Raw genomic sequence first — 24,424 nt, 5'->3', positions numbered from 1 at the left:
CAGCGCGGGAGACAAGGCATAATATGGAGCAGAAGGAAGTACGGTGAGCGATATAAATCGGCGTTATGTACTGGTAGTAAACGGCAAGTCTGCCGGCGATCCGGCGCTTCGCGAGGCGGTGGCTAAAAAACGGCGAGCGGGCATGACGCTGATTGTATATGCCACCTGGGAAGCCGGCGATGCGGCGCTGTTTGCCGAAATGTCGCTGGATCACAACGCCACTCACGTGATTGCCGGGGGCGGAGATGGCACGGTGAACGAAGTGGTCAACGGCCTGATGCGTCTGCCTCAGGACAGGCGCCCGGCGCTGGGCATTGTGCCGCTGGGCAGTGCCAACGATTTTGCCCGCTCGCTGGGGTTGCCCCTTGAACCTTACGCGGCGCTACAGGCTATTTGCCGATGGGATACACAGCCGGTAGACGTGGTGCGTATTTCGGCTACTGGACGCGGCAAAGGCGTCGATGAGTACTACCTTAATATGGCCACCGCCGGTTTCGGCGCCGAGGTCACCTCAACCACGCCCAAGTTTCTCAAGCGTCTTCTGGGCGGTGCGGCCTATTCATTAATGGGCGCGCTAAAGACCTGGCGTCATCGCAGCTACGAGGGCACGCTTAATTGGGATACTTGCGAAGAAAAGGCCGCGTTTTTACTGGTTGCACTGGGCAACGCCCGCCAGTCCGGCGGCGGGCAGGTGTTGGCGCCCAGAGCCAAGATCAACGATGGCTATCTGGATATGCTGCTGGTCAAAGACTTCACCTCGGTGAAAGAATTGCCGCAGTTGATTACCGAGCTGCGCCAATTCCCCGCCCGCGGGCGTTTTGTGCGCTATTTGCCGGTCTCCAAACTGTCGGTTAGCACCGACCCGAGCCACCCGCCCTGGCCGTTGACCCTCGACGGCGAGGCGCATCGTTTCGATGCGTTCTCGGCGGAAGTCGTGCCGCTGGCACTGCGTCTTGCCATGCCCGAGGATTCTTCGCTTTTGATCCATAGTGACGTGCTGATCGATGACGATGCGCCTGACCCGTCATCGGGCACCGATAGCGACAACGCCGGTGATACGCCGGCAGCAGAAACAGAAGAACCGCATTGAAGCACCGTATGTATCAACATTACTTTCAGCGACGGTAAGGAGAATACCGCCATGTTAAATCGCTTTTGGATACCGACGCTGGCGGCCACGGCACTGTTGCTTAGTGCCTGCGGCGATAGCGATGCGCCAACCGAGACGCCCGCCGACGAGGCGCCGGCGGAACAGAGCAGTCAGCCAACCGAGTCGGGCCCACAGGATGAAGGCAACGCTGACGCGCCAGCGCCGGATGCCAGCCTGAATGGTCCGTCGGAGAACGCGACAGCGGGCAATGCAGGGCCCAGTGAAGAAGGGCCCGGCGACATAGAGGCTGACGACGAGACGCTGTCTGTCGATCCGCAGGACGTGCTGAACAACGAAGATGCCGCCATGCCCGGCGAGGTGACGACATCGGACGTGGACAAAGTGATTAGCGACATTGATAAGCGTTTTGAAGAAGCTGAGAAAAAAATGCAGGAGCAGTTTGACGAGGTTAAAGATCAGGCGCCGACAACCGAACCGCTGCCCGGCGAGAGCGGCACGTCGGCCGAAATGGATGTGGAGTTGCCGGAAAGCGATCTATCCACTGATGAACCGTCTGCCGATGAGCTTATGGAGAGCTCGGTGAGTAACGCTCAAAAGCTTGACGGCGAGCTGGGAAAGTCAGAGGTTGATGCGCTGATTGAAGACGCCGAGCGGCGCTTTGAAGAAACCCAGAAGCGTTTGCAAGAGCAGTTTGAAGCGCTTGAGCAGGAGGGTGTGAAAACCGCGCCCGACACGCTACAGCCGATGCCTGAAAGCGGCGACACCGGACAAAACGACGGCCAGGATGACGCCGGCTCAGAGTAGCGCGTTAGGCAGCGCCTCGGCCCATGCAGCAAAAAAGCCCGCCATATGGCGGGCTTCTGCGATGTTCTTGGCGCTCGCGGGCGCTAAGGCCCCAAGGGCTCAGGAAGCTTGGATGTTCGAGGCCTGTAGGCCTTTCTTACCCTGAGTGACTTCAAAGCTGACTTTTTGGCCGTCTTGTAGAGACTTGAAGCCTTCAGCCTGAATTTCAGAAAAGTGGGCAAACAGATCGTCACCGCCGTCATCGGGGGAAATGAAGCCATAACCTTTCGTATCGTTAAACCACTTTACAGTGCCAGTTGCCATTATCAGTTTCCTTGCGTGCTTGGTTATCTGACGAACGGCCCCTTTGCCTGTTCGTCAAAATTAATGTAGTGGTTAAATATCGGGGCGTAAAGCTTCGACGGGATGAATTTTTTACTTGATAGAGGCCACCCCTAATGGCGGAATGGAGCTTGATTGACGGGCATTTCTGGTCGTTTGTGGTGGCCATTACGCTGCTTTCGCTGACCCCCGGGGTGGATACGCTGCTGGTGATCCGCAATACCGCCCGTGGCGGTGTGCGCGACGGCATTGCCACCAGCGTTGCCATCTGCTGCGGGCTTTTTGTCCATGCCACGGTGTCCGCGCTGGGGATCTCCCTGATCCTGTTGCAGTCGGCGGTGGCGTTTAACGTGTTGAAGCTTGCCGGTGCCGCCTATCTGATATGGCTGGGCGTGCAAAGCCTGCGCGTGGCGCGGCGCGGCCGGGCACTTGCCGTAGATGGCGCCATGCACGGAGCAGCATCACCCTCACGCCTTCAGGCCGTTAAAGAAGGCTTTGTCTCTAACGTGCTTAACCCCAAGACCATCGTATTTTACATGGCTTTTTTGCCGCAGTTCATCGCCCCCGGGGATCCGGCGCTGGTGAAGTCGCTGTGGCTGGCGGGGGTGCATTTCGTCATTGCCAATATCTGGCAGATCAGCGTGGTGCTGATGGTGGGGCGGGCCAACCGCTGGCTTGCCAGCGCACGCGTCGGGCGCGCACTTAACGGGTTAACCGGCAGCGTACTGGTTGCTTTCGGCATTAAACTGGCGTTTGAACAGCGCCCCTAGACGGAACCAGAGCAGGGCGCAAGGGAAGGTTAGCTTTTGGGCATCATCAGCGAGCGGTTATAGCCGGTGCTTTGTTCCTCATCGCTTAACAGCGTGACGCCACTGGAATCGCCGCCCTGAGCAAGGCTCTGGAAAATGACGCGGTACGTCAGCACCGCCTGTACGTAGTGGCGGGTTTCACGAAACGGAATGCGCTCGACGAACAGGTCAAATTCTTCTGCGCGATGCTCGCCCAGCCAGCGGTCCACGCGGCTGGGGCCGGCGTTATACGCGGCGGTGGCCGCCAAGCGGTTGCCCCGGTAGCGGCGCTGGGTGTCGCTGAAGTAGGCGCTGCCCAGACGCACGTTGAGTGCCGGGTCAAGCACGCCGTAACGCCCGGGCGCCGGCAGGCCAAGCGAGCGGCTGACGTCGTCGGCGGTGCCCGGCATCAGCTGCATCAGCCCCAGCGCGCCGGCGGGGGAGCGCACCTTGGGGTTGTAGGCACTTTCACGCCGCGCAATCGCCATCAGCAGGTACGGGTCCACGCCGTTTTCCTGACCGAACTGCTGGAACTTGTCGCGGTAGGCTTCAGGAAAGCGCCATTCCAGCGCGTCCCACATCTTGCCGGCAATGGTGGTTTGCACCAGCCGCGCCGGCCAGCTTGTGTGCCCGGCTTCAATCTTCTGGGCGGCATAGTCGGCCAGCGCCTGGGCGCGCTGGGGGTCGGCCTGGCGCACGGCGTTCAGCCACTCGCTGGTGGCAAGCCCGGTTTCACCAATGCGGATCAGCGCTTCGGTGCGCCTGACCGCGGGCAGTGCCGCAATACGCCCGCGGCTGGTCGCGTCAAAGTGATAGCGTTTCAGGTTGAGGGAGTACGGCTGGCCAAGACGATCGGCGGCGGCAAAGCCGTAAAAATCACGCTCACCGGCAGCACGCTGATAGTGCGTGTTGGCGCGGGCGTTATCACCCAGCTGCTCGTCCGCGCGGGCCAGCCAGTACTGCCAGCGGCTGTTTTCCTGCTCGGCGACGGGCATTTGTACGACCCAGTGGCGCACGCCGCGCCAGTCACGGTCGGCCAGGGCGCGGCGTACGCGAAGCTCCCGCAGCCGTTCGCTGTCAAGCGTAGGCAGCACGCCGTCAACCCAGCCAAGGGTGCCGGGTGTTTCGCGTACCAGCGCATAAAACGCCAGTTCCTCCTGAATGGATCGACGCGCCTCGGGCGTGATGGTCACGCGTGGCGCCACGGCTTGCCAGGCGGCAAAGGCGGCGTCGGTATCATCACGGGTCAGGCGTTCCATTGCCGCCCGGTAAAAGCCGTCGGTGGCAGCACAGCGCGGCCCGAGGCAGTCGGGTGCGCGGCGTAGGCGAACGGGGTCATCCCGGGTATCTTCGGCGACAAGGGTGGCGGTATGCCAGCGTTCATCCAGCTGTTTCAGCAGGTAGTCCATCAGCCGATTTTCGCCGCCCTGCCAAGCGAGCATGGCCCGCTCCCAGGTCGCGTTGTCATCGATCACACCCTGGCCTTGCAGGCGATCAAACAGCGTGTCGCAGGCGGCCGGCTGGGAATGGCCGACAAGCCACAGGGCCTTGCCACCCTGCTGCGCTTTTGCCGGGGCGCTATCCAAAAGCGCGGTATAATAATAGCACTGGCGCGCCGTGCCGCCGGGCTTGTCGTTGGCCACGGCGCGCAGGTCGCTGAACTGCCCGGCTTTGCCGTAAGCGCTAATGGCCTGGCCACGCATCCACTCGGCCAGCGGGGCATCGGCGTTGGCCTTGATGAAGTTGTTGACTCGCGCCGGCGAGGCTGCGGGCAGCGCCCCGCGCAGCCGGTGGTAGTCAATGTAGCCGCGCAACACGTGCGAGGCCACGGCGTCGCGATCAATACTCGCAAAGCGCTGGTCGCGGGCGTCGGCCAGCGCATCACGCATGGCGCTATCCGACATGGTGGCATCGGACATGGCCAGAGCGGTAAGCGGCAGGCCAGCCAGCAGTACGGCACCCGCGAGTCGGGCATGTTTTGCCCCGTGTAAAAGACGGCGTCGCCAAGCGTGCATGGTGTTCTCCCGGCGTTGTGTGTGAATGTGTGACGTTGAAAAAGCAAACGGAGGATTGTGTGATGTCTTTATTAACCCGCTGGGGATGGCTGAGTCGACTCAAATCCCGTACCTGGGCGTTCAAGCGCATGGCGCGAGGCCTGCGGCTTTTCATTCCCATGACCAACGATGTGCTGCGCGGACGCTTTCGCCCGGTGCCGTGGAAAGCGTTCGCGATCATGGTTGCCGCCGTAGGGTATCTGCTGCTGCCGTTTGATCTGATTCCCGATTTTATCGTGCTGTTTGGCGTGCTTGACGATGTGGTGATTGTCGGCTGGCTGCTGAATCGTATCGACGCACAGCTGGAGCCGTACCGCGCCTGGCGGCTGGACAAGGATCCGACCACGCACCGGCTGTAAATCTGTACCTTGAAATACGTACCTTGAAAAGCGTCGACTTAGCCCCATATTTCGCTCACACCGTTTTTATTACTGTTTTTAATACCGGGATTTTAATCCCGGGCGTGGCAGGTAGTACCCGATGCGTATTACCGATTCACGTTAACACGACACAGACTTGAAGGGCTGAGCGAATGACGACTGCGACGAAGGAAGAAACGCTGGGTTTCCAGACGGAAGTAAAACAGCTGCTGAATCTGATGATTCACTCGCTGTATTCCAACCGCGAGATTTTTCTGCGCGAGCTGATTTCCAACGCCGCCGACGCCTGCGACAAACTGCGCTACGCCGCGCTCGACAACGACGCGCTGTTTGAAGGCGACAGCGAGCTGCGCGTCGAGATCGAGCACGACAGCGAAGCGGGTACCGTGACGTTGCGCGATAACGGCATCGGCATGAATCGTGAAGACGTGATCGCCAACCTGGGTACGATTGCCAAAAGCGGCACCGCCGAGTTTTTGCAGCAGATGTCGGGCGAACAGCAAAAGGATGCCAACCTGATCGGCCAGTTCGGGGTGGGCTTTTATTCCAGCTTTATCGTCTCTGATGAAGTCACCGTGCGTACCCGCCAAGCCGGCAGTGAAGCCGCCGAAGGCGTTGAGTGGCGCTCCAAAGGGGAAGGCGAATTCAGCATTGCCGAGGTGGAGCTCGAGCGTCACGGCACCGAAATCGTGCTGCAGCTGAAAGACGATGCCCAAGAGTACGCCGACGACTTCCGCCTGCAAAACCTGGTGCGCAAGTATTCCGACCACATCGAAGTGCCGGTGCGCATGCCCAAGACCGAGACGGCCAAGGACGATGAAGGTAACGAGATCGAAGGCAGTGAAGTTACCACCTGGGAAACCATCAACGAAGCCACCGCACTGTGGGTACGTCCCAAAGGCGAGGTCACCGAAGACGAGTACAAGGCGTTTTACAAGCACGTCTCCCACGACTTCTCCGACCCGCTGACGTGGAGCCACAACAAGGTCGAAGGCAAGCTTGAATACACCAGCCTGCTGTTCGTGCCCGGCCGTGCGCCGTTCGACCTTTACGAGCGCGACGGCGCCCGCGGGGTCAAGCTTTACGTCCAGCGCGTGTTCATCATGGATGACGCCGAGCAGTTCCTGCCGCTGTATCTGCGCTTCGTCAAAGGCGTGCTGGATACCCGCGACCTGTCGCTCAACGTCTCCCGTGAGATTCTGCAGCAGGACCCGCAGGTCGAGAAGATCAAAAGCGCGCTGACCAAGCGCTCGCTGGATATGCTCAAAAAGCTCGCCAAGGATAACGAAGCGTACCAGACCTTCTGGAACACCTTTGGCAGCGTGCTCAAGGAAGGCCCGGGCGAAGACGCCAGCAACCGCGAGAAAATCGCCGGCCTGCTGCGTTTTGCTTCCACGCATACCGACAGCGCGACCCAGGATCAGTCGCTTGCTGACTATGTCGAGCGCATGAAAGACGGCCAGCAAAAGATTTACTACATCGTTGCCGACGGCTTTAACGCGGTGAAAAACAGCCCGCATCTGGAAATCTTCCGCAAGAAAGGCATCGAGGTGCTGCTGCTCTCCGACCGCATCGACGAGTGGTTGATGAGCCATTTGACCGAGTTTGACGGCAAATCGCTGACCGACGTAGCCAAAGGCGAACTGGATCTTGGCGACGTCGAAGACGCCGACGAGAAAAAAGCCCAGGAAGAAACCGCCAAGGACAAGGAGGATCTGGTCAAGCGCGTCAAGGAAGCGCTGAGCGACGGCGTTCAGGAGGTCAAAATCACCCACCGGCTGACCGACTCGCCGGCTTGTGTGGTGCTGCCCGAGAACGAAATGGGCTTTCAGATGCGCCGCATCATGGAGGCCGCCGGCCAGCCGATGCCCGAGGTCAAGCCGATTCTTGAGCTGAACCCCGGCCACGCGCTGGTGGCACGGCTGGAGGGCGCTGACGACGCCAGCTTCAGCGATCTCGCGCACATCCTGCTGGATCAGGCGATTATCGCCGAAGGCGGGCATCTGGATGACCCCGCCGCCTACGTCAAGCGCCTGAACGGTGTGCTGACGGCGTAATGCGCAGCGGTTGAGACAAACGGCTCGTCAGGTGACCCTGACGGGCCGTTTTTTTTCTGGTTTGTTTGCTAGAGTGTTGATCAACAAGCGTATTGGTTAACAACACTTCCGGTAGGACACCTTTTTATGGCGGAACAGCAGACCCCCGTGGCGATCAAGGTCGCGGTGCTTGGTGGCGGCAGTTTTGGCACGGCGCTGTCAAGCATCGCTGCGGACAACGGTGCCGAGGTGCGCCAATGGATGCGCGATGCCGAGCTGGTTGAGCAGATCAATCGCGAACACCACAACGGGCGCTATTTGCCCGACTACGCCATGAACCCTGCGGTATGCGCCTCGACCGACATGCAGGCGGTACTGGATGGCGCCGAGCTGGTGCTGATTGCGATTCCTTCCAAAGCGTTTCGCAGCGTGGTAAAGGCGGCCAAACAGTGGCTGCGCCCCGAGCAGATCCTGGTCAGCACCACCAAAGGCATCGAAGCGGACAGCTTCATGCTGATGAGCCAGGTGCTTGAAGAAGAAACCGGCTTTAGCCACGTAGGCGTGATTGCCGGTCCCAACCTGGCCTCGGAAATCGCCGATAAACAGCTCACGGCCACGGTGGTGGCAAGCGCCGATGCGTTGACCCGAACCCGGGTACAGCAGGTGTTGAGCTGCGGCTATTTCCGCGTGTATGCCAGCAATGACCGCCACGGCGTTGAGCTTGGCGGCGCGCTGAAAAACATCTATGCCATTGCCGCGGGGATGGCGGCGGCACTGGGCATGGGCGAAAACACGCGCAGCATGCTGATGACCCGGGCGCTGGCCGAAATGAGCCGCTTTGCCGTGGCGCAGGGCGCCAACCCCATGACGTTTCTGGGACTTTCCGGCGTGGGTGATTTGATCGTCACCTGCTCGTCGAGCCTGTCGCGCAACTACCGCGTGGGCTACGCCATGGGCGAAGGCCGCACGCTGGAACAGGCCGTCGAAGCGCTGGGGCAGGTGGCCGAAGGGGTCAATACGGTGCGGCTGGTATGCGCCAAGGCGGCGGAAATCGGCGTTTACATGCCGCTTGCCGAAGGGCTTGACCGCGTGTTGTTTAAAGGCGTGCCGGCCAAGCAGATGGCCGGCGCATTGATGACCGGTGAGCAGAGTACCGACGTGGAGTTTGTGCTGCCCCAGGCCGATGTGCAAAAGGCCCACCGTGAAGCGACAGGGCATCAGGAAACCGGGGGTGAGCAATGAGCCGGCTGTGGATCATGCGCCACGGCGAGGCTGCCAACGGCGTGCCCGACAGCGCCCGCCGGTTGACGCCCCGCGGCGAGCGGGAGGCAGCCACCATGGCGAGCTGGCTGGCACGGCATTCGCAGGGCAGTGAATTGGCGGTCACGCGAATTATCGCCAGTCCTTTTGCCCGCGCGCAGCAAACTGCAAACGCCATGGGCGAAGCGCTGGGACTGGAGGTGGAAACGCTTGGCAGCATTACCTCGGAGGGGTCGCCCCAGGCGTTTTGCGACTGGCTGATCGAGCAGCCGGGCAACCTGCTGGTGGTCAGCCACATGCCGCTGGTAGCCGAGTTGACCGGACTGCTGGTGGCGGGCCGCGAGGATCAAGGCAGGGCGTTTCCCACCGCAGGCATCGCCGAGCTTGCATCCGAGGTGTGGGCCGGCGGCTGCGCGCAGCTGGTGCGCTTTACCGCGCCGTAGTGGGCTGGGTGGCAATCCCCGGTTTTCGTAGGAGGCCGGCTATGCCGGGCGAAGCAGGCCAGCGGCCTGCCGGGGTTGGTAAACCCGAGGCGCTTGGCAGCGCCGTCGCGCAATAAATTGCCCTCCTACGATTGGTGGTAGCAACCTCGCTACACCAGCGCGTCGAGCTTTTCCTTGAGCAGCTGGTTGACCTGCTGGGGGTTGGCCGTGCCGCGCGAGGCTTTCATCACCTGACCGACAAAGTAGCCAATCATCTTGCCGCGCTTGTCCGGCTCGGCTTCCACGTACTGCGTCACCTGCTGGGGGCTCTGGGCGATCACGTCGTCGATCATGGCTTCGATCGCGCCGGTATCGGTAACCTGTTTGAGTCCTTTGGCCTCGATGACAGCGTCAGCGCTTTCACCCTCGCCGTCCCACAGCGCCTGAAACACCTGCTTGGCGGCTTTGCCGTTGATGGTGTCGTCAAGTACGCGGCTAATCAGCTCGCCCAGTTGGTGCGCTGATACCGGACTTTGGCGAATGTCGAGGTGCTCGCGATTGAGCGCGCCCGAGAGTGCGCCCTGTACCCAGTTGGCTGCCTGCTTGGCATCGCCGCAGACGCCGTTGACGTCTTCAAAGTAGTCGGCCATATCGCGGCTGGCGGCAATCACCGAGGCGTCGTAGGCGGAGAGTCCCAGCTTGCTTTCAAAGCGTTCGCGCTTGGCGTCGGGAAGCTCGGGCAGGCCTGCGCGCAGGTGATCGATGTAAGCCTGGTCGAGCACGATCGGCAGCAGATCGGGGCAGGGGAAGTAGCGGTAGTCGTTGGCTTCTTCCTTGGTGCGCATGCTGCGGGTTTCGTCGCGGTCGGGGTCGTACAGGCGGGTTTCCTGCACCACGGTGCCGCCGTCTTCGATCAGCTCGATCTGGCGCTCGACCTCAAAGGCGACGGCGCGCTCGACAAAGCGGAAAGAGTTGACGTTTTTGATCTCGGCGCGGGTGCCGAACTCGGCCTGTCCTTTGGGGCGCACGGAGACGTTGACGTCGCAGCGCATCGAACCTTCGGCCATGTTGCCATCGGAAATACCCAGATAGGTGACGATGGCGTGAATCGCCCGGAGGTAGGCGGTAGCTTCTTTGGCCGAGCGCATGTCGGGCTCGGAGACGATTTCCAGCAGCGGCGTGCCGGCGCGGTTGAGATCGATGCCGGTCATGCCGTGAAAATCTTCGTGGAGCGACTTGCCGGCATCTTCTTCCAGATGCGCGTGGTGAATACGAATGCGCTTGGCGGCACCGTCGTCAAGGGTCACGTCCAGCACGCCGGGGCCGACGATGGGATGGTACATCTGGCTGGTCTGATAGCCCTTGGGCAGGTCGGCGTAAAAGTAGTTTTTGCGGTCAAATACCGAAGTCTCGGCAATCTCGGCGTTGACGCCAAGGCCGAACTGTACGGCCATGGTCACCGCCTGTTCATTCAGCACCGGCAACGTACCGGGCATGCCCAGATCAACGGCGCAGGCCTGGGTGTTGGCATCGGCGCCGAATGCGGTCGACGCGCCGGAAAAAATCTTCGAGCGCGTGGCGAGCTGAACGTGGACCTCAAGCCCAATCACGGTTTCCCATTGCATCAGACGATCTCCTTGGCGAAAGCGGGGCGTTGTTGATGCCAGTCGGTAGCCTGCTGGAACTGGTGCGCCACGTTTAACAGCTGGGCTTCGGCAAAGTGGGTGCCCAGAATCTGCAGCCCCACCGGACGGCCGTTGACCAGCCCCGCCGGTACGCTGATGCCGGGAATGCCGGCCAGATTGACGGCAATGGTGTAGATGTCCTGCAGGTACATCGACACCGGATCTTTCTGTGCGCCGAGATCAAACGCCGGCGTGGGCGAGGTGGGGCCCATCAGTACGTCGACGTCGTCAAAGGCGTCGAGGAAATCCTGACGAATCAGCCGGCGTACCTGCTGGGCCTTGGTGTAGTAGGCGTCAAAAAAGCCTTCGGACAGCGTGTGCGTGCCGATCAGGATGCGCCGCTTGACCTCTTCACCGAAGCCTTCTGCCCGGGAGCGCAGGTAAAGGTCGAGCAGGTCTTCGGGGTTGTCGCAGCGGTGGCCAAAGCGCACGCCGTCAAAGCGCGACAGGTTGGAAGACGCCTCGGCCGGGGCAATCACGTAGTAGGCCGAGGTGGCGTAGCGGGTATGCGGCAGGCTGACGTCGCGCACCGTGGCGCCCAGCGTCTCGTACACTTTGACCGCGCCGCGCACCGCAGTAGCAACCGCGGGGTCGAGGCCGTCGCCGAAGTATTCCTGCGGCAGGCCGATCTTGAGGCCTGCGAGCGGTGCATCGAGCTGTGCGGCGTAGTCGGGCACCGTGCGCGTGACGCTGGTGGAGTCGCGCGCGTCGTGGCCGGCAATGGCGGTCATGAGGTGCGCGCAGTCTTCCGCAGTGCGGGCCATGGGGCCGGCCTGATCGAGACTCGATGCGTAGGCGATGATGCCGTAGCGCGAGACGCGCCCGTAGGTGGGCTTGAGCCCGGTAATGCCGCAAAAGGCGGCCGGCTGGCGGATCGAGCCGCCGGTATCGGTACCCAGTGACCCCGGCGCCAATCCGGCGGCCACGGCGGCCGCGCTGCCGCCGGAGCTGCCGCCGGGCACGGCGGACAAATCCCACGGGTTTTTGACCGCGCCGTAAAAGCTGGACTCGTTGGACGAGCCCATGGCGAACTCGTCCATGTTGGTCTTGCCCAGACTCACGCTGCCGGCGGCGTCGAGTTTTTCTACTACGGTGGCGCTATAGGGGGCGATAAAGTTATCGAGCATTTTTGAACCGCAGCTGGTTTTTACGCCCTGGGTGCAAAAAATATCCTTGAGCGCCAGCGGTACGCCGGTCAAGTAACCGGCGCCGCCTTGGGCACGGGTTTTATCGGCGGCGTCGGCGCTGGCAAGCGCCTGTTCGGCGGTCACGCTGATAAAGCTGTTGAGCGTCGGCTCAGCGCGCTCAATGCGTTTCAGATAGTCGGTGGTCAACTCGCGGCTTGAGGCGTCGCCGTTTTTCAGCGCGGCCGCAAGCGACGTTAAAGTGTGGTCAGACATGGCCCACAGGCTCCGATGGAATAAAGACACGGGGTAACAAAACAGGGTGAGATAAGCGGGAAGACCGCTCAAACGCCGTCATCAGGGCGCTGACTATTCAACTACTCAACTACGCGGGGTACCAGATAAAGCCCGTCTTCCACCGCCGGCGCACAGCGCTGGAAGCGCTCGCGCTGATCGGTCTCGGTCACTTCATCGGCGCGCAGACGCTGGGTGGCATCGAGGGGGTGAAGAAGCGGAGCGACGCCCTGGGTATCTACGCTTTGCAGCTGATCGACCATGTCCAGAATCTGGCTCAAGTCGTCAACAAAGCCGTTGGCCTGTTCATCGCTTACATCGAGCCGGGCCAGATGGGCTGCCCGACGCACGTGGGTCTGTTCAAGCGCCATGATCGAGGTGTCCTCATGCAAGGTGGGTGGCGCGCGCGGGTGGTCTGCGCGCTGCCGGATTTGGCGGCACCGTTCGGGGGTGCCAAAAGTGGCGCAAAAGGTAGCATATATTGGCGCTTACGGGCAGTGTTGATGCGCTGCGTGGTTGCCGACGGGGGGTTGCGGTGATACCGTTTGCCTCCGCACAGGGTTCCCGGTCAGCACTAGGTATCAACTTCCATGTTCAAACGTCTAAGGGGGCTGTTTTCCAGCGATCTGTCGATCGATCTGGGTACGGCCAACACACTGATTTATGTACGCGGGCGCGGCATCGTCCTTGACGAGCCTTCCGTGGTCGCTATTCGCCAGTCGGGCAATATGCGCAGCGTCGCCTCGGTGGGGTCTGACGCCAAACGTATGCTGGGGCGTACGCCCGGCAATATTACCGCGATTCGTCCGATGAAAGACGGCGTGATTGCCGATTTTACCGTCACCGAGCAGATGCTCCAGCACTTCATTCGCAAGGTTCATCAAAGCACGTTTTTAACCCCGAGCCCGCGGGTTCTGGTGTGCGTTCCCTGCATGTCGACGCAGGTTGAGCGCCGCGCGATTCGCGAGTCGGCCGAAGGCGCCGGTGCTCGCGAGGTGTTTCTGATCGAAGAGCCCATGGCTGCGGCCATCGGCGCCGGTTTGCCGGTGGAAGAAGCGCAGGGGTCGATGGTTGTCGACGTCGGCGGTGGTACCACCGAAATCGCGATCATTTCACTCAATGGCGTGGTGTATTCCGAGTCCATTCGCGTGGGTGGCGACCGCTTCGACGAGTCCATTACCAGCTATGTGCGCCGCTATTACGGCAGCCTGATTGGCGAAGCCACGGCCGAGCGCATCAAGGAAGAAGTCGGCTGTGCCTACCCCGGCAGCGAGCTGCGCGAGATCGACGTGCGCGGCCGCAATCTGGCGGAAGGCATTCCCCGCAGCTTCACGCTTAACTCCCACGAGATTCTCGACGCGCTGCAGGATACGCTGAGCTCGATCGTGTCAGCGATCAAAAGCGCCCTTGAGCAGGCACCGCCCGAGCTGGCGTCCGACATCGCCGAACACGGCCTGGTGTTGACCGGCGGCGGGGCGATGCTGCGCGATCTGGACAAGCTGATTTCCGAAGAAACCGGCCTGCCGGTGGTGGTTGCTGAAGACCCGCTTTCGTGCGTGGCACGCGGCGGTGGCAAGGCGCTGGAAATGATCGATCAGCATACCTTCGAGCTGCTGTCGAGCGACTAATCGCGGCGGTGGCTGTGCGGAGGATTGCTTATTAAACCGCTGTTTTCCGACGGGTATGTGCCCGGTTACCGGCTGTTTTTCTGCGTGCTGGCGGCAAGCGCACTGATGTTTGCCGACCAGCATTTTTCGCGTATGGAAACCCTGCGCGCGCAGCTGTCCACCGTCGTGGCACCCATTCAGTGGGTGGTGAGCGTGCCCAGTGACCTGCTGAGCTGGGGCACGGTGGCGCTGTCCGAACAGCAGGAGCTGATGGATGAAAACCGCCGCCTGCGCGAAAAAATGCTCACGCTGTCCCATCGTGGCCAGCGTATGGCCAGCCTGCAGGCGGAAAATGCCGAGCTGCGTAATGTGCTCAACGCCGCGCAGAAGCGGGATATTCCCTATATCACGGCCGAACTCATCTCACTGGATAACGACCCCTTCAGCCACCGCATGGTCGTTGACCGGGGGCGGCGCAACGGTGCCTATGTGGGCCAGCCGGTGATTGATGCCTTTGGCCTGGTGGGCCAGATTACGGCAGTGTCCGCCTATTCCAGCCGGGTATTGTTGCTGGCCGATGCCAGCCACGCTTTGCCGGTACAGATCAATCGCAACGGGCTGCGCTTTATCGTTCAGGGCGCCGGTCGCTACGGCAAGGTCAAGGTGCTCCATGTGCCTGACACGGCTGATATTCGCAAAGACGATCTGCTGACCACCTCGGGGCTGGCCGGACGTTTTCCCGAAGGCTACCCGGTAGCGCAGGTCACCGAGGTGTTTCACGACCCCGGCCGGCCGTTTGCTCGGGTAACGGCCAGGCCGCTGGCGCAGCTTGAGCGTTCACGGCATTTTCTGCTGCTGTTTCCACCGCCGCGCAAAACCGAGGCAGATAGCCCCTGGGGCGATAGCCTGGCCATCAGCGGCGCTGCCCTGAGTAGCGCACAGCGCATCGCCAACACGTTATCGGCTCCTGATACCGCGAGGACTCCCTGATGGCTCGTGCGTCCCACGTATCGCTCCCCGTGATCTGGCTGGCTCTGCTGCTGGCGCTATGCTTGCAGGTGATGCCGCTGGCGGAAGGCTGGCAGGTTTACCGGCCTGACTGGCTCGGGCTGATGCTGATTTACGGCTGCATGCGCGCCCCGGAGCGAGTAGGCGTGCTGCACGGCTTTGTACTGGGCATTCTGCTGGATCTGACCCAGGGCGGGGCGCTGGGGCAAAGCGCGCTGGTGCTCTCGTTGCTGGCGTTTTTATGCGCGCTGGTGTATCCGCGGTTTCGTACTTATTCGCTGGTGCAGCAGGCGGTGCTGGTATTGGTGCTGCTGGGTATCGTGCAGCTGGTTGAGCAGTGGGTGAGAACCCTGTGGGGCGATTTTTCCATTCATCTGGCGTTTTTGCTGCCAGCGCTTTCCAGTGCGCTGTTGTGGCCGTGGCTTGCCACGCTGTTGCGCGCCATTGAATCACGTAGCGGTGCGAAGTGAAGTGCCAGGAAGGCACCGTGGCATGGTCGTTTACCGTGAATTTCCGCTTGCTGTGAATTAATAAGGAATGCTGCATGAGTGGTGAAGTCCTCATCAATTTAACGCCGATGGAAACCCGCGTTGCGCTGGTGGAAAACGGCGTGCTCCAGGAAGCGCTGATCGAACGCGCCTGTCGTCGTGGCATCGCGGGTAATATCTATAAAGGCAAGGTGGTGCGCGTTTTGCCGGGCATGCAGGCCGCCTTTATCGACATTGGCCTTGAGCGCGCGGCCTTCATTCACGCCCATGAAGTCATGCCATCGGGAACGCCCGCCGACGAGCAACTCACCATCGCCCAGCTGCTGCATGAAGGTCAGGCGCTGGTGGTACAGGTCACCAAGGACCCGATCGGCTCCAAGGGTGCGCGGCTGACCACACACCTGTCGATTCCCTCGCGCTATCTGGTGTATATGCCGGACTCGTCTCACCACGGCGTTTCCCAGCGCATTGAAGACGAGCGCGAGCGCGAGCGGCTGCGTCGTCTGCTCGAGCAAAGCGTTGCCGGGCAGGACGTGGACGCCAGCGGTGGTTTTATCGTGCGTACCGCCGCGGAAAACGTCGGCGATGAGGAGCTGGCAAGTGACATCTATTTTTTACTGCGCCTGTGGCAGAAAGTGAGCGAGCGCAAGATCACCGCGGCACCGCCCTCGGTGATTTACGACGACCTGCCGCTGTTCATCCGCACGCTGCGCGACGTGATGCGCGAGGATATCGAAAAAGTGCGCATCGACTCGCGGGAAAACTTTACCCGGCTGGTGGAGTTTGCCCGTGAATTCATGCCCACCGCCGTCGAGCGTATTGAATATTATCCCGGCGAGCGACCCATCTTTGATTTGTACAGCGTTGAAGATGAAATCCAGAAGGCGCTGAGCCGCAAGGTACAGCTGAAGTCCGGCGGCTATCTGGTGATCGACCCGACCGAAGCGATGACTACCATCGACGTCAATACCGGCGGCTTTGTCGGGCACCGCAATCTTGAAGAAACCATTTTCAAGACCAATCTGGAAGCGGCCACTTCCATTGCCCGCCAGCTCAGGCTGCGTAACCTCGGCGGCATCATCATCATCGACTTTATCGATATGGAAGACGTCGAACATCAGCGTCAGGTGCTGCGCCTGCTGGAAAAAGCGCTGGAGCGCGACCATGCTAAGACCAAGTGTACCGGCGTGACCGAGCTTGGGCTGGTGCAGCTAACCCGCAAACGCACCCGGGAGAGCCTGGCGCAGACGCTGTGCGAGGCTTGCCCCACCTGCGACGGTCGCGGCAAGCTGAAAACGCCGGAAACGGTGTGCTACGAAATCTTTCGCGAGATTCTGCGCGAAGAGCGGGCGTATAGCGCCGAAACCTATATGGTGCTGGCCTCCCAGGCGGTGGTGGATCGTCTACTTGACGAAGAATCGACGTCGGTGGCCGATCTGGAAACGTTCATCAACAAAACCATCCGCTTTCAGGTTGAGCAGCACTATTCACAAGAGCAGTACGACATCGTACTGATGTAGGCCGATGACGATGCACGCGCTGCGAAAGGGGTGCCTGGTGTTGCTGGCTTGGTGCCTGGGCACGCTGGCCGTGTTGCTGCTGGTGTTGCGCCTGCTGGCTAGCCAGGCGGATGCGCTGACCCCGCATATTGAAGCGTTTTTGCAAACGCACCTCGACGCGCCGGTGAGTATTGAAACGCTCTCGGTTGCCGTGGAGCGTGAAGGCCTGAGCCTGGAGGTGCAGGGCGTTCGCGCTGAACTTCCCGATGCCCCGCTGTTTTCCCTCGATACACTGCGCCTGCGGCTGGACGTATGGCGCTCGCTGCGTGCGCTGGCGCCGGTGTTCAGCCAGGCGCGCATGGATGGCTTCAGGCTGCACCTTTATCGTGGCGAAGGGCTTGCCTGGCAGTGGCCCGAGCCGGCCAAACTGCCGCTTTATTTTGCCCCTGAACCCACGGTTGATCTGGATACCATCGATGCCTGGACGCGGCTGATACTGCGCCAGCGTCTGTGGGTCACCGACACCCGTGTGATGATGCACGACGGCGATAACAACGCCACCCTAAGCGCCCCTGAGCTGATGTTGAGCGGCAGCGAGAAGCGCATTCGTCTGGCCGGCTCCGTGGCGATTGCCTCACAGCTGTTAGCCAGCGACGAACCCTCTATCGAAGAACGCGCTAGCGACGAACCGACTCGTCAAGAATCCTCCCTCGGCTTGCCGGCGGCAAGTTTCAAGGCCGATGTGCGACCGGGCAGCGCAGGGCTGAAAAACTTTTCCGCTGCCCTGCAGCTGGACATGCAGCTTGAGCACCTGACGGCTCTTGCCGAGCTGATACGCCCGGACTACGTACCGCAACTGGCGCTTGCCGGCGGCCGCTCGCGCCTGTGGGCGCGGTGGCAGTCGGGCCGGCTTGAGGATGCGCGCTTACAGCTTGATATACCCGAGATTGTCCTCTCACAGGCGGAGAAACAGGTGGTGCTCAACAAGTTGCACGCCAGGGGCCAATGGCGCCGCGAGGGCGACGGCGGCGAGGCCTGGCTGAGCGGCGATGTGGAAGGCGCCAAGCGCGTTGATCCCGACCGTCATAAGGCGCCAACGCTGCCCAAGCGCTGGCACCTGACGCATCAGGCCGGTGACTGGCAGCTGCGTACCAGCGGTTTTGAGCTGGATTCGCTGGCGGCCTGGGGCGACTACGTGGTACTGCCCGAGTCGTTGACGCGCCCGCTGCAGGCGCTGGCGCCGCGCGGGCAGGTAACGGGATTACAGATCGGCCAGCAAAACGGTGAATGGTGCGTGGATGCCGCCCTGCACGATCTGGCCGTGTCGCCCTGGGACGAAGCGCCCGGCGGCGGGCCGGTGGATGCCTGGGTTGAGGCCCGGGACCTGCGCGGCCGCGTAGCATTTTCCGGCGGTGCCGACAGCACGCTGAATTTCCCCGAGATTTTCAACCAACCGATGCGCCTTGAGCGCGCCGATGGCGAAGTGCAGTGGGTCTACGACGGCTCTGCTCTGTCAATCAGCGGCAAACGGTTGCGTGCACAATGGAACGGCGCCCGGGTACAGGGTGAGTTTGGCCTGACCGCCGGGGGTCCGCAGGAACAGTTGGGGCTTGATCTGGCGTTTCAGAACGTCGATGCGGTCAACCACCCGCTGGTGGGCTGGCTGCCCATGAAAGCGTTCGACAATGACTTGAGCCAATGGCTCGCCAACGGCGTTAGCGGGCATGTAGAAGACGGTACGCTGAAAATTGCCACGCCCATCGCCAAAACGCTGGATCTCGAGGACATCAACACCACGCTTGAGCTGGATGTCACCCAGGGCTCGCTGCCTATCGCGCCGGGGTGGCCGCAGCTTAGCGATATACAAGGCCACCTGCGGCTGGATCAAAACGCGCTTGAAGCCAACGTAGCGCAGGTGCAAAGCCACGGCGTTCGCGCCAGCGACGGCCAGGTTGATCTGGGTGTGACGTCCGGGCAACTGCGCATTTCGGGCGCGCTGGACGCGGATGCTGATGCGCTCAGGGCGTTTTTTCTGGCCGCGCCGGCACTTGGCGCGGCCGATCTGCTGGAAGACATTCAGGCAGAGGGCGCGGTGCAGGGCGACGTGGAACTGGCGCTGGCACTTGACGATATCGAGGCGCTAACGCTTGATATCAGCGCCTCGCCGCAGTTGCAACAGTTGACCTATACGCCGCTGGGCGTCGGCCTGAATAAGGTGCGCGGAGATATCGTCTGGCAGCAGCGCGGCGAACAGGGTGCGCTGCTGGGTACGGCCAACGCCGAGCTGCTGGGCGGTGATATCTCTGCCGATTTCACCCCCGATCAGGTGGCGCTCAACGGCAACGCAGACATTGTTGAGTGGCTGGGCGTCGCCGGCATGGCGCCTGATGCGGCGGCACAGCTGGCCGCCGGACGTACGCGCTGGCAGGGCACGCTGGACTTTGGCGAGTCGCCTTCACTACGGCTGGAAAGCGACCTCGAAGGCGTGCGTATCAAGCTGCCCGCGCCCTTTTCCAAGACAGCCAATGCACGCTGGCCGTGGACGCTGGATGCGACGTTTGCCGACGGGCGTATTGAAAGCCGGTTGAGCGACGTGGCGTATTTTCGCGGCCGCCTTGTCGGGGAGCGCCTGGCGGGCAATCTCAACCTCGGGACCCAGGCCGCCCGGCCGCCGGCCTGGCCGAGCCGGCGGGGCTGGCAAGTCAATGCTGGTGCTCGCGAAATTGCGCCGCTGGACTGGCGCTCCGTGGCAGGGCTGTTTCCTGCGGATACAGGCGCTTCGGCGCGTGGGAGAGCCGCCGATGAACAGGGCGCTGCGCCGCTTGGGCTATCGCTTGACACCCCCTGCGTGAAATACTGCGGCAAGTGTCTGGGCAGCGTGGCGGCGACGGGGCAGCGACGCGCCAACGGGGAAGTGGATTTGGCGCTGGATGGCAGCGTGCTGTCCGGCAATTTGCGCTACCGGCCGGGCACCGCCCAGCCGCTAGACGTGACGGTCGGCCGGCTGGTGGTGGATAAATTGTTAGCGCTGCCCGAGGCGCGTCGCTCGGCCTCGCAGAGCGCCGGGCCGGGGCCGGAAAACTGGCTGCAGGCGGTTAAAACCCGAGTGCCAGCACCCGCGGCCATGCCCGAGTGGCTCACCGACCTGCCTGCTGGCCGCCTGCGGGTGGCCGATATCGTCGTTGGCGAGAAGCGCTTTGGCCCGTTAACCGCCTATTGGCAGGCTGGCCGGCATCAGTTCACGCTGGCACCGGTGGGGCTGACGCTGGGCGAGCTGTCGGCGCGCGGCGAACTCAGCTGGAGCGGCAGTTCGGTCACCAGCCAGACGCGAGCCGACCTGACGCTTGCCGGGGGTGATGTGGGCACCGCACTGGCACGGCTCGATCAGCCGATTGCCATGCGCAGTGAAAGTACCCAAGTGGCCGCGACCCTCGAATGGCCCGGTGCGCCCTGGCAGTTTGCCCTGAGCCGGGCGGGAGGGAATATTTCGACAGACATCCGCGACGGCCGCTTTGTGACGCTGGATTCACCGTCTGCACGGCTGGTGGGGCTGTTGAATTTTGATAATATCCTGCGTCGCCTGCGGCTGGATTTCTCGGATGTGACCGGCAAGGGCACCGCGTTCAATCGCGTGTCTGGCGAAGCCGACGTGGCCGGCGGCCTGCTGCGCCTGCGCGGCCCGTTGACCATCGATGCGCCGGCGACGACCATGCGGCTGACCGGCAGCGTTGATTTGCTTGAGCGTGAACTTGATCAGCGTCTGGGCGTCACACTGCCCATCAGCCAGAGTTTACCCCTTGCCGCGCTTGCCGCCGGTGCGCCGGTGGTAGGCGGCGCGCTGTTTGTGGCGCATACGCTGTTTGGCGATGCCCTTGAGCGCGCCACAACGATTCATTACCGGTTGGAAGGCCCCTGGGCTTCGCCGGACATTACACTGGAAGGTTCTCAATGACGCAGCTTGACCAGGCAGCTTCGATGTTACTTACCCCCGGCGGGCTTGATCTGGATAGCCTGGATACCGGGCTTTCCCACGCCATGGGGGCAGGGATCGACTATGCCGACTTGTATTTTCAACGTACCTGGCAAGAGGGCTGGGTGCTGGAAGACGGCGAAGTCAAAGAGGCCAGCTATAACATTGACGGCGGCGTTGGCGTCCGTTCGCTGGCCGGCGAAAAAACCGGCTTTGCCTACTCCAATCAGATTACCGCTGAGGCGCTGGTCGATACCGGCAAGACCGCCTCGGGCATCGTGCGCAGCGGCACACGTCTAAGCGGTCAGGCGGTCAGGCCCGTCAGCGCGGCGCTGTGCTATCCGGGCATTGACCCGCTGGCCGGCCTGAGTGCGGATGACAAGGTGGCCATGCTCAAACTGGCCGACCGCGTGGCGCGTGCGGCCGACACCCGCATCAGCCAGGTCAGCGCCTCGCTGTCGGGCACTTACGAAGTGGTGCTGGTACGCGCCAGCGACGGCACGCTGGCGGCAGATATTCGCCCGCTGGTGCGCTTTAACGTCAGCGTGATTGCCGTGCATAACGGCCGTCGCGAGCGCGGCAGCGGCGGCGGCGGCGGGCGCTACTCCATGGCCCAGCTGCGCGATGCGGGCGTTGCCGAGCGCTACGCCAAAGAAGCCGTGCGCCAGGCGCTGGTTAACCTGGAGGCGGTAGACGCGCCGGCCGGGCAGATGCCCGTGGTGCTGGGCGCAGGCTGGCCGGGCATCCTCTTGCACGAGGCCGTGGGCCACGGGCTGGAAGGCGATTTCAACCGCAAGGGAAGCTCGGCGTTTGCCGGAAAAATGGGGCAGCGCGTGGCGTCCAAAGGCGTCACCGTGGTCGACGATGCCACCCTTGCCGACTGCCGCGGCTCGCTCAGCGTGGATGACGAGGGCACGCCGGGGCAGCGCACGCCGCTGATTGAAGACGGCATTCTGACCGGCTATATGCAGGACAAGCTCAACGCGCGGCTGATGGGCATGGCGCCTACCGGCAACGCGCGGCGTGAGTCCTATGCGCATATGCCGATGCCGCGCATGACCAATACGCTGATGATGGCCGGTCAGGACGAGCCGTCGGATATCATCAAAAGCGTCAAGCGCGGCCTCTACGCGGTCAGCTTTGGCGGCGGCCAGGTGGATATCACCTCGGGCAAATTCGTCTTTTCGGCCAGTGAAGCCTACCTCATCGAAGACGGCGTGATTACCGCACCGGTCAAGGGCGCGACGCTGATCGGCAACGGCCCGGAGGCCATGGGACAGGTGTCGATGATTGGCCACGACATGGAGCTGGATACCGGCATTGGCGTGTGCGGCAAGGAAGGCCAGGGCGTGCCGGTGGGCGTGGGCCAGCCCACCCTGAAGCTCGATGAGCTGACCGTGGGCGGGACTCAGTCATAAGTTCGGTGTCGTAAGCCCGGAGTATAAGCCCCCGGCCGTGTGCTTAAATGTTCTGGCTTTCGCGCAAGTATTTGAACAGCTTGCGCGCGCTGACCGGTGGTTTTTGCTGGTCGCGCTCGCGTCGCGCATTGCGTACCAGCTGGCGCAACGTCTGGCGGTCGGCGTCGGGGTGATCCTGCATGTAGTGGTCGACCGCGGTGTCGCCTTCGTCAATCAGGCGATCGCGCCATTTTTCCAGCCGGTGAAAGGCGTGGTCGCGCTGAAAGCGTTCTTTATCAATCGCATCAAACTCGGCGTGCAGGGCGGTTAAATCTTCCTTGCGCATGAGTTTGCCGACGTACTGCATGTGCCGGCGTCGGGCCTCGCGCGAGCTAATGCGCGCGGTTTCGTCAATGGCGTGCTCCAGATCATCGGAGAGCGCAAAGCGGGCCCGTTCGCCGGGCTTCATGGCGATCAGGGTTTCGCCCAGCTCTTGTAGCGCGTGCATTTCGCGCTTGAGCTGGGACTTGCTGGGACGTTCGTCTTCCAGGGGCGTCTCGGCCGCCGGCACCGGATTTTTTTTGGGCATGATGAAACTCGTCAAAACGTTCGTAAAAGTCGGCACAACACAGGCCGCCAAGTGGCCGCATTATATCAGGCTGCGTGAACAAACAGGGCGTGTCATTTTGGACAAGCAAGCCGGCAGGCAGATTAATCAGCGTTCCGGTGCTTACGCACTCGTTTCTTAAACACTCGATTCTTAAACACCCGGTTATCAAAATTCGATTATCAGGAATGACAGGAGGCCATCATGGCACAGGCATTTGATGCGCAGGCGCAGCAGGCAGTGTTGGCATCCCGCGCGCAGCAGGCGCTGGCACTGGCAAAGCGCCTGGGCGCCGATGCGGCGGAAGTGGGCGCAAGCGTTGATCAGGGCGTTGAGATAAGCGTGCGACTTGGCGAAGTGGAAACCGTGGAGTTGTCCCGGGATCAGGGTATCGCCATCACGGTATACGTGGGCCAGCGCAAGGGCAGTGCCTCGTCAACCGACGCCGGCGACGATTCCATTCAGGCCACGGTAGAAAAAGCGCTGGCTATTGCCCGCTATACCGGCGAAGACCCGGCGTCGGGGCTTGCCGATGCCGAGCTGATGGCAAGCGAGATTCCCGACCTTGAGGTGCATTATCCCTGGGCACTGTCGACCGAGCAGGCGGTAGAGCTGGCGCTTGAGTGCGAGCGTGCCGGCCGCGAGGTCGAGGGCATTACCCAGTCCGATGGGGCGTCGCTGTCCACCGGTGAGGGCGTGCGCGTTTACGCCAACAGCCACGGGTTTTTGGGTACCCAGAAGGGCAGTCACCATGGGCTATCGTGCATGCTGATTGCCGAAGACGACAACGGCATGCAGCGCGACTTTGCTTACACTGCCGAGCGCGACCCTAAGGCACTGCGCGCGCCGGCGGACGTAGGGCGTGAAGCGGCACAGCGTACCTTGCGCCGGCTGGGTGCCAGGCGTCCGGCGACCGGCAGCTTTCCCGTGTTGTTTGATCCCTCACTTGCCAGCGGGCTGGTGGGTCATCTGATGGGTGCGCTGGCCGGTGGTGCGCTTTATCGTCAGGCCTCGTTTCTCTGCGACCGGCTGAATACGCCGCTGTTTCCCGAGTGGTTCAGCCTTGAAGAGCGCCCGATGGAACCCGGTGCCACGGCGAGTTCGCCGTTTGACGCTGACGGCGTACAAACGCGCAACAACCGCTTTATTGCCGAGGGCAAGATCGCGAGCTATATGCTTTCGGCCTACAGCGCCCGCCGGCTTTCTCTGCCCACCACCGGCAACGCCGGCGGGGCACGCAACCTGCGCATTAGCGCGCCGCTGCAAACGCCCGAGGCGCTGTTGAAAAAAATGGATTGCGGCGTGTGGGTCACCGAGCTGATGGGGCAGGGGGTTAACGGCGTCACCGGTGATTATTCGCGTGGTGCCACGGGCTTCTGGGTAGAAAACGGCAAGGTGCAGTACCCGATTGAGGAATTCACCATTGCCGGCAATCTGGAGCAGATGTTTGCCAATCTGGCCGGTATCGGTGATGACGTGGATACCCGGGGCAGCATTCATACCGGCAGCTGGCTGATCAACGCGATGACCGTGGCCGGTAATTAAATATACGCTACCCGCCAGCTATAG

Annotated in this window: 21 protein-coding genes; 15 read left to right on the top strand and 6 right to left on the bottom strand. The window is 62.0% G+C overall.

Annotated features, from left to right (window positions below; translation table 11 throughout):
- Positions 1 to 43 precede the first annotated feature (43 nt).
- A complete protein-coding gene (yegS, locus tag B5495_RS03265; protein WP_079551293.1) occupies positions 44 to 1,090 on the top strand; it encodes a lipid kinase YegS in 1,047 nt (348 codons plus the stop codon).
- 51 nt (positions 1,091 to 1,141) lie between these two features.
- Entirely contained in the window at positions 1,142 to 1,915 is a 774-nt protein-coding gene (locus B5495_RS03260; RefSeq protein ID WP_079551291.1) for a hypothetical protein, read from the top strand.
- A 99-nt stretch (positions 1,916 to 2,014) separates the two neighbouring features.
- On the opposite strand, the gene B5495_RS03255 is transcribed toward B5495_RS03260, so the two are convergent.
- On the bottom strand, positions 2,015 to 2,218 hold the full coding sequence (locus tag B5495_RS03255) for a cold-shock protein (RefSeq protein WP_079551289.1): 204 nt from the start codon (positions 2,216 to 2,218) through the stop codon (positions 2,015 to 2,017).
- A 134-nt stretch (positions 2,219 to 2,352) separates the two neighbouring features.
- Here B5495_RS03255 and B5495_RS03250 point away from each other — a divergent pair, with 134 nt between their 5' ends.
- Positions 2,353 to 3,006 carry a LysE family translocator gene (locus tag B5495_RS03250; protein ID WP_079551288.1) on the top strand — a complete coding sequence of 218 codons (654 nt, stop codon included), beginning with the start codon at positions 2,353 to 2,355 and terminating at the stop codon, positions 3,004 to 3,006.
- 29 nt (positions 3,007 to 3,035) lie between these two features.
- Here the strand turns inward: B5495_RS03250 and B5495_RS03245 are convergent, their stop codons facing one another.
- Positions 3,036 to 5,039 (bottom strand): transglycosylase SLT domain-containing protein, encoded by a 2,004-nt coding sequence (locus tag B5495_RS03245; RefSeq protein ID WP_079551286.1) that lies wholly within the window; start codon positions 5,037 to 5,039, stop codon positions 3,036 to 3,038.
- Between the two features lie 62 nt (positions 5,040 to 5,101).
- Between B5495_RS03245 and B5495_RS03240 the strand changes: the two genes are divergently transcribed.
- The 4 genes from B5495_RS03240 (at position 5,102) to sixA (ending at position 9,197) form a co-directional block, all read left to right on the top strand.
- Entirely contained in the window at positions 5,102 to 5,437 is a 336-nt protein-coding gene (locus B5495_RS03240) for a YkvA family protein (protein WP_079551284.1), read from the top strand.
- Between the two features lie 173 nt (positions 5,438 to 5,610).
- Entirely contained in the window at positions 5,611 to 7,515 is a 1,905-nt protein-coding gene (gene htpG / locus B5495_RS03235; RefSeq protein WP_079551282.1) for a molecular chaperone HtpG, read from the top strand.
- A gap of 126 nt (positions 7,516 to 7,641) precedes the next feature.
- Positions 7,642 to 8,736 carry an NAD(P)H-dependent glycerol-3-phosphate dehydrogenase gene (locus B5495_RS03230; RefSeq protein ID WP_079551280.1) on the top strand — a complete coding sequence of 365 codons (1,095 nt, stop codon included), beginning with the start codon at positions 7,642 to 7,644 and terminating at the stop codon, positions 8,734 to 8,736.
- Positions 8,733 to 9,197, top strand: coding sequence for a phosphohistidine phosphatase SixA (gene sixA / locus B5495_RS03225; protein WP_079551278.1), 465 nt, complete (start codon positions 8,733 to 8,735; stop codon positions 9,195 to 9,197). Before B5495_RS03230 ends, sixA begins: the two co-directional genes overlap by 4 nt.
- A gap of 149 nt (positions 9,198 to 9,346) precedes the next feature.
- On the opposite strand, the gene gatB is transcribed toward sixA, so the two are convergent.
- From gatB to gatC, 3 genes are all read right to left on the bottom strand, one after another.
- Positions 9,347 to 10,801, bottom strand: a complete 1,455-nt coding sequence (gene gatB, locus B5495_RS03220) for an Asp-tRNA(Asn)/Glu-tRNA(Gln) amidotransferase subunit GatB (RefSeq protein ID WP_079551276.1) — start codon at positions 10,799 to 10,801, stop codon at positions 9,347 to 9,349.
- Entirely contained in the window at positions 10,801 to 12,261 is a 1,461-nt protein-coding gene (gene gatA / locus B5495_RS03215) for an Asp-tRNA(Asn)/Glu-tRNA(Gln) amidotransferase subunit GatA (protein ID WP_079551274.1), read from the bottom strand. The genes gatB and gatA overlap by 1 nt, the downstream gene beginning before the upstream one ends.
- Before the next feature lie 101 nt (positions 12,262 to 12,362).
- On the bottom strand, positions 12,363 to 12,650 hold the full coding sequence (gatC, locus tag B5495_RS03210) for an Asp-tRNA(Asn)/Glu-tRNA(Gln) amidotransferase subunit GatC (protein ID WP_079551273.1): 288 nt from the start codon (positions 12,648 to 12,650) through the stop codon (positions 12,363 to 12,365).
- 219 nt (positions 12,651 to 12,869) lie between these two features.
- Between gatC and B5495_RS03205 the strand changes: the two genes are divergently transcribed.
- From B5495_RS03205 to tldD, 6 genes are all read left to right on the top strand, one after another.
- Positions 12,870 to 13,907, top strand: a complete 1,038-nt coding sequence (locus B5495_RS03205; protein WP_079551271.1) for a rod shape-determining protein — start codon at positions 12,870 to 12,872, stop codon at positions 13,905 to 13,907.
- A gap of 24 nt (positions 13,908 to 13,931) precedes the next feature.
- Complete coding sequence (gene mreC, locus B5495_RS03200) at positions 13,932 to 14,876, top strand: rod shape-determining protein MreC (RefSeq protein WP_079551269.1); 945 nt, start codon at positions 13,932 to 13,934, stop codon at positions 14,874 to 14,876.
- A complete protein-coding gene (mreD, locus tag B5495_RS03195) occupies positions 14,876 to 15,364 on the top strand; it encodes a rod shape-determining protein MreD (RefSeq protein ID WP_079551267.1) in 489 nt (162 codons plus the stop codon). The genes mreC and mreD overlap by 1 nt, the downstream gene beginning before the upstream one ends.
- 74 nt (positions 15,365 to 15,438) lie before the next feature.
- On the top strand, positions 15,439 to 16,902 hold the full coding sequence (gene rng, locus B5495_RS03190; protein WP_079551265.1) for a ribonuclease G: 1,464 nt from the start codon (positions 15,439 to 15,441) through the stop codon (positions 16,900 to 16,902).
- Positions 16,903 to 16,912: 10 nt separating this feature from the next.
- Entirely contained in the window at positions 16,913 to 20,833 is a 3,921-nt protein-coding gene (locus B5495_RS03185; protein ID WP_331712889.1) for a YhdP family phospholipid transporter, read from the top strand.
- A complete protein-coding gene (gene tldD / locus B5495_RS03180) occupies positions 20,830 to 22,269 on the top strand; it encodes a metalloprotease TldD (protein ID WP_079551261.1) in 1,440 nt (479 codons plus the stop codon). Before B5495_RS03185 ends, tldD begins: the two co-directional genes overlap by 4 nt.
- A 43-nt stretch (positions 22,270 to 22,312) precedes the next feature.
- Here the strand turns inward: tldD and yjgA are convergent, their stop codons facing one another.
- The gene (gene yjgA / locus B5495_RS03175; protein WP_079551259.1) at positions 22,313 to 22,837 is read right to left on the bottom strand and encodes a ribosome biogenesis factor YjgA; all 525 of its coding nucleotides are present in this window, start codon (positions 22,835 to 22,837) and stop codon (positions 22,313 to 22,315) included.
- Between yjgA and B5495_RS14545 the strand changes: the two genes are divergently transcribed.
- Together B5495_RS14545 and pmbA are read left to right on the top strand one after the other, a co-directional pair.
- On the top strand, positions 22,836 to 22,997 hold the full coding sequence (locus tag B5495_RS14545; RefSeq protein ID WP_154045191.1) for a hypothetical protein: 162 nt from the start codon (positions 22,836 to 22,838) through the stop codon (positions 22,995 to 22,997). The two genes, yjgA and B5495_RS14545, sit on opposite strands and share 2 nt — an antisense overlap.
- Before the next feature lie 62 nt (positions 22,998 to 23,059).
- Positions 23,060 to 24,400 carry a metalloprotease PmbA gene (gene pmbA, locus B5495_RS03170; protein ID WP_079551257.1) on the top strand — a complete coding sequence of 447 codons (1,341 nt, stop codon included), beginning with the start codon at positions 23,060 to 23,062 and terminating at the stop codon, positions 24,398 to 24,400.
- Positions 24,401 to 24,424 lie beyond the last annotated feature (24 nt).

Origin of the sequence: Vreelandella subglaciescola (genome assembly GCF_900142895.1) — a bacterium.
GTDB classification, from domain to species: domain Bacteria; phylum Pseudomonadota; class Gammaproteobacteria; order Pseudomonadales; family Halomonadaceae; genus Vreelandella; species Vreelandella subglaciescola.
This window is presented reverse-complemented; position numbering and strand designations above follow the sequence as displayed.

Excerpts from the sequence above, each read along its gene's own strand:
- B5495_RS03260 (WP_079551291.1), top strand. The coding sequence starts at position 1,142 with ATGTTAAATCGCTTTTGGATACCGACGCTGGCGGCCACGGCACTGTTG.
- B5495_RS03255 (WP_079551289.1), bottom strand. The coding sequence starts at position 2,218 with ATGGCAACTGGCACTGTAAAGTGGTTTAACGATACGAAAGGTTATGGC.
- B5495_RS03250 (WP_079551288.1), top strand. The coding sequence starts at position 2,353 with ATGGCGGAATGGAGCTTGATTGACGGGCATTTCTGGTCGTTTGTGGTG.
- B5495_RS03245 (WP_079551286.1), bottom strand. The coding sequence starts at position 5,039 with ATGCACGCTTGGCGACGCCGTCTTTTACACGGGGCAAAACATGCCCGA.
- B5495_RS03240 (WP_079551284.1), top strand. The coding sequence starts at position 5,102 with ATGTCTTTATTAACCCGCTGGGGATGGCTGAGTCGACTCAAATCCCGT.
- htpG (WP_079551282.1), top strand. The coding sequence starts at position 5,611 with ATGACGACTGCGACGAAGGAAGAAACGCTGGGTTTCCAGACGGAAGTA.
- B5495_RS03230 (WP_079551280.1), top strand. The coding sequence starts at position 7,642 with ATGGCGGAACAGCAGACCCCCGTGGCGATCAAGGTCGCGGTGCTTGGT.
- sixA (WP_079551278.1), top strand. The coding sequence starts at position 8,733 with ATGAGCCGGCTGTGGATCATGCGCCACGGCGAGGCTGCCAACGGCGTG.
- gatB (WP_079551276.1), bottom strand. The coding sequence starts at position 10,801 with ATGCAATGGGAAACCGTGATTGGGCTTGAGGTCCACGTTCAGCTCGCC.
- gatA (WP_079551274.1), bottom strand. The coding sequence starts at position 12,261 with ATGTCTGACCACACTTTAACGTCGCTTGCGGCCGCGCTGAAAAACGGC.
- gatC (WP_079551273.1), bottom strand. The coding sequence starts at position 12,650 with ATGGCGCTTGAACAGACCCACGTGCGTCGGGCAGCCCATCTGGCCCGG.
- B5495_RS03205 (WP_079551271.1), top strand. The coding sequence starts at position 12,870 with ATGTTCAAACGTCTAAGGGGGCTGTTTTCCAGCGATCTGTCGATCGAT.
- mreD (WP_079551267.1), top strand. The coding sequence starts at position 14,876 with ATGGCTCGTGCGTCCCACGTATCGCTCCCCGTGATCTGGCTGGCTCTG.
- rng (WP_079551265.1), top strand. The coding sequence starts at position 15,439 with ATGAGTGGTGAAGTCCTCATCAATTTAACGCCGATGGAAACCCGCGTT.
- B5495_RS03185 (WP_331712889.1), top strand. The coding sequence starts at position 16,913 with ATGCACGCGCTGCGAAAGGGGTGCCTGGTGTTGCTGGCTTGGTGCCTG.
- tldD (WP_079551261.1), top strand. The coding sequence starts at position 20,830 with ATGACGCAGCTTGACCAGGCAGCTTCGATGTTACTTACCCCCGGCGGG.
- B5495_RS14545 (WP_154045191.1), top strand. The coding sequence starts at position 22,836 with ATGATGAAACTCGTCAAAACGTTCGTAAAAGTCGGCACAACACAGGCC.
- yjgA (WP_079551259.1), bottom strand. The coding sequence starts at position 22,837 with ATGCCCAAAAAAAATCCGGTGCCGGCGGCCGAGACGCCCCTGGAAGAC.
- pmbA (WP_079551257.1), top strand. The coding sequence starts at position 23,060 with ATGGCACAGGCATTTGATGCGCAGGCGCAGCAGGCAGTGTTGGCATCC.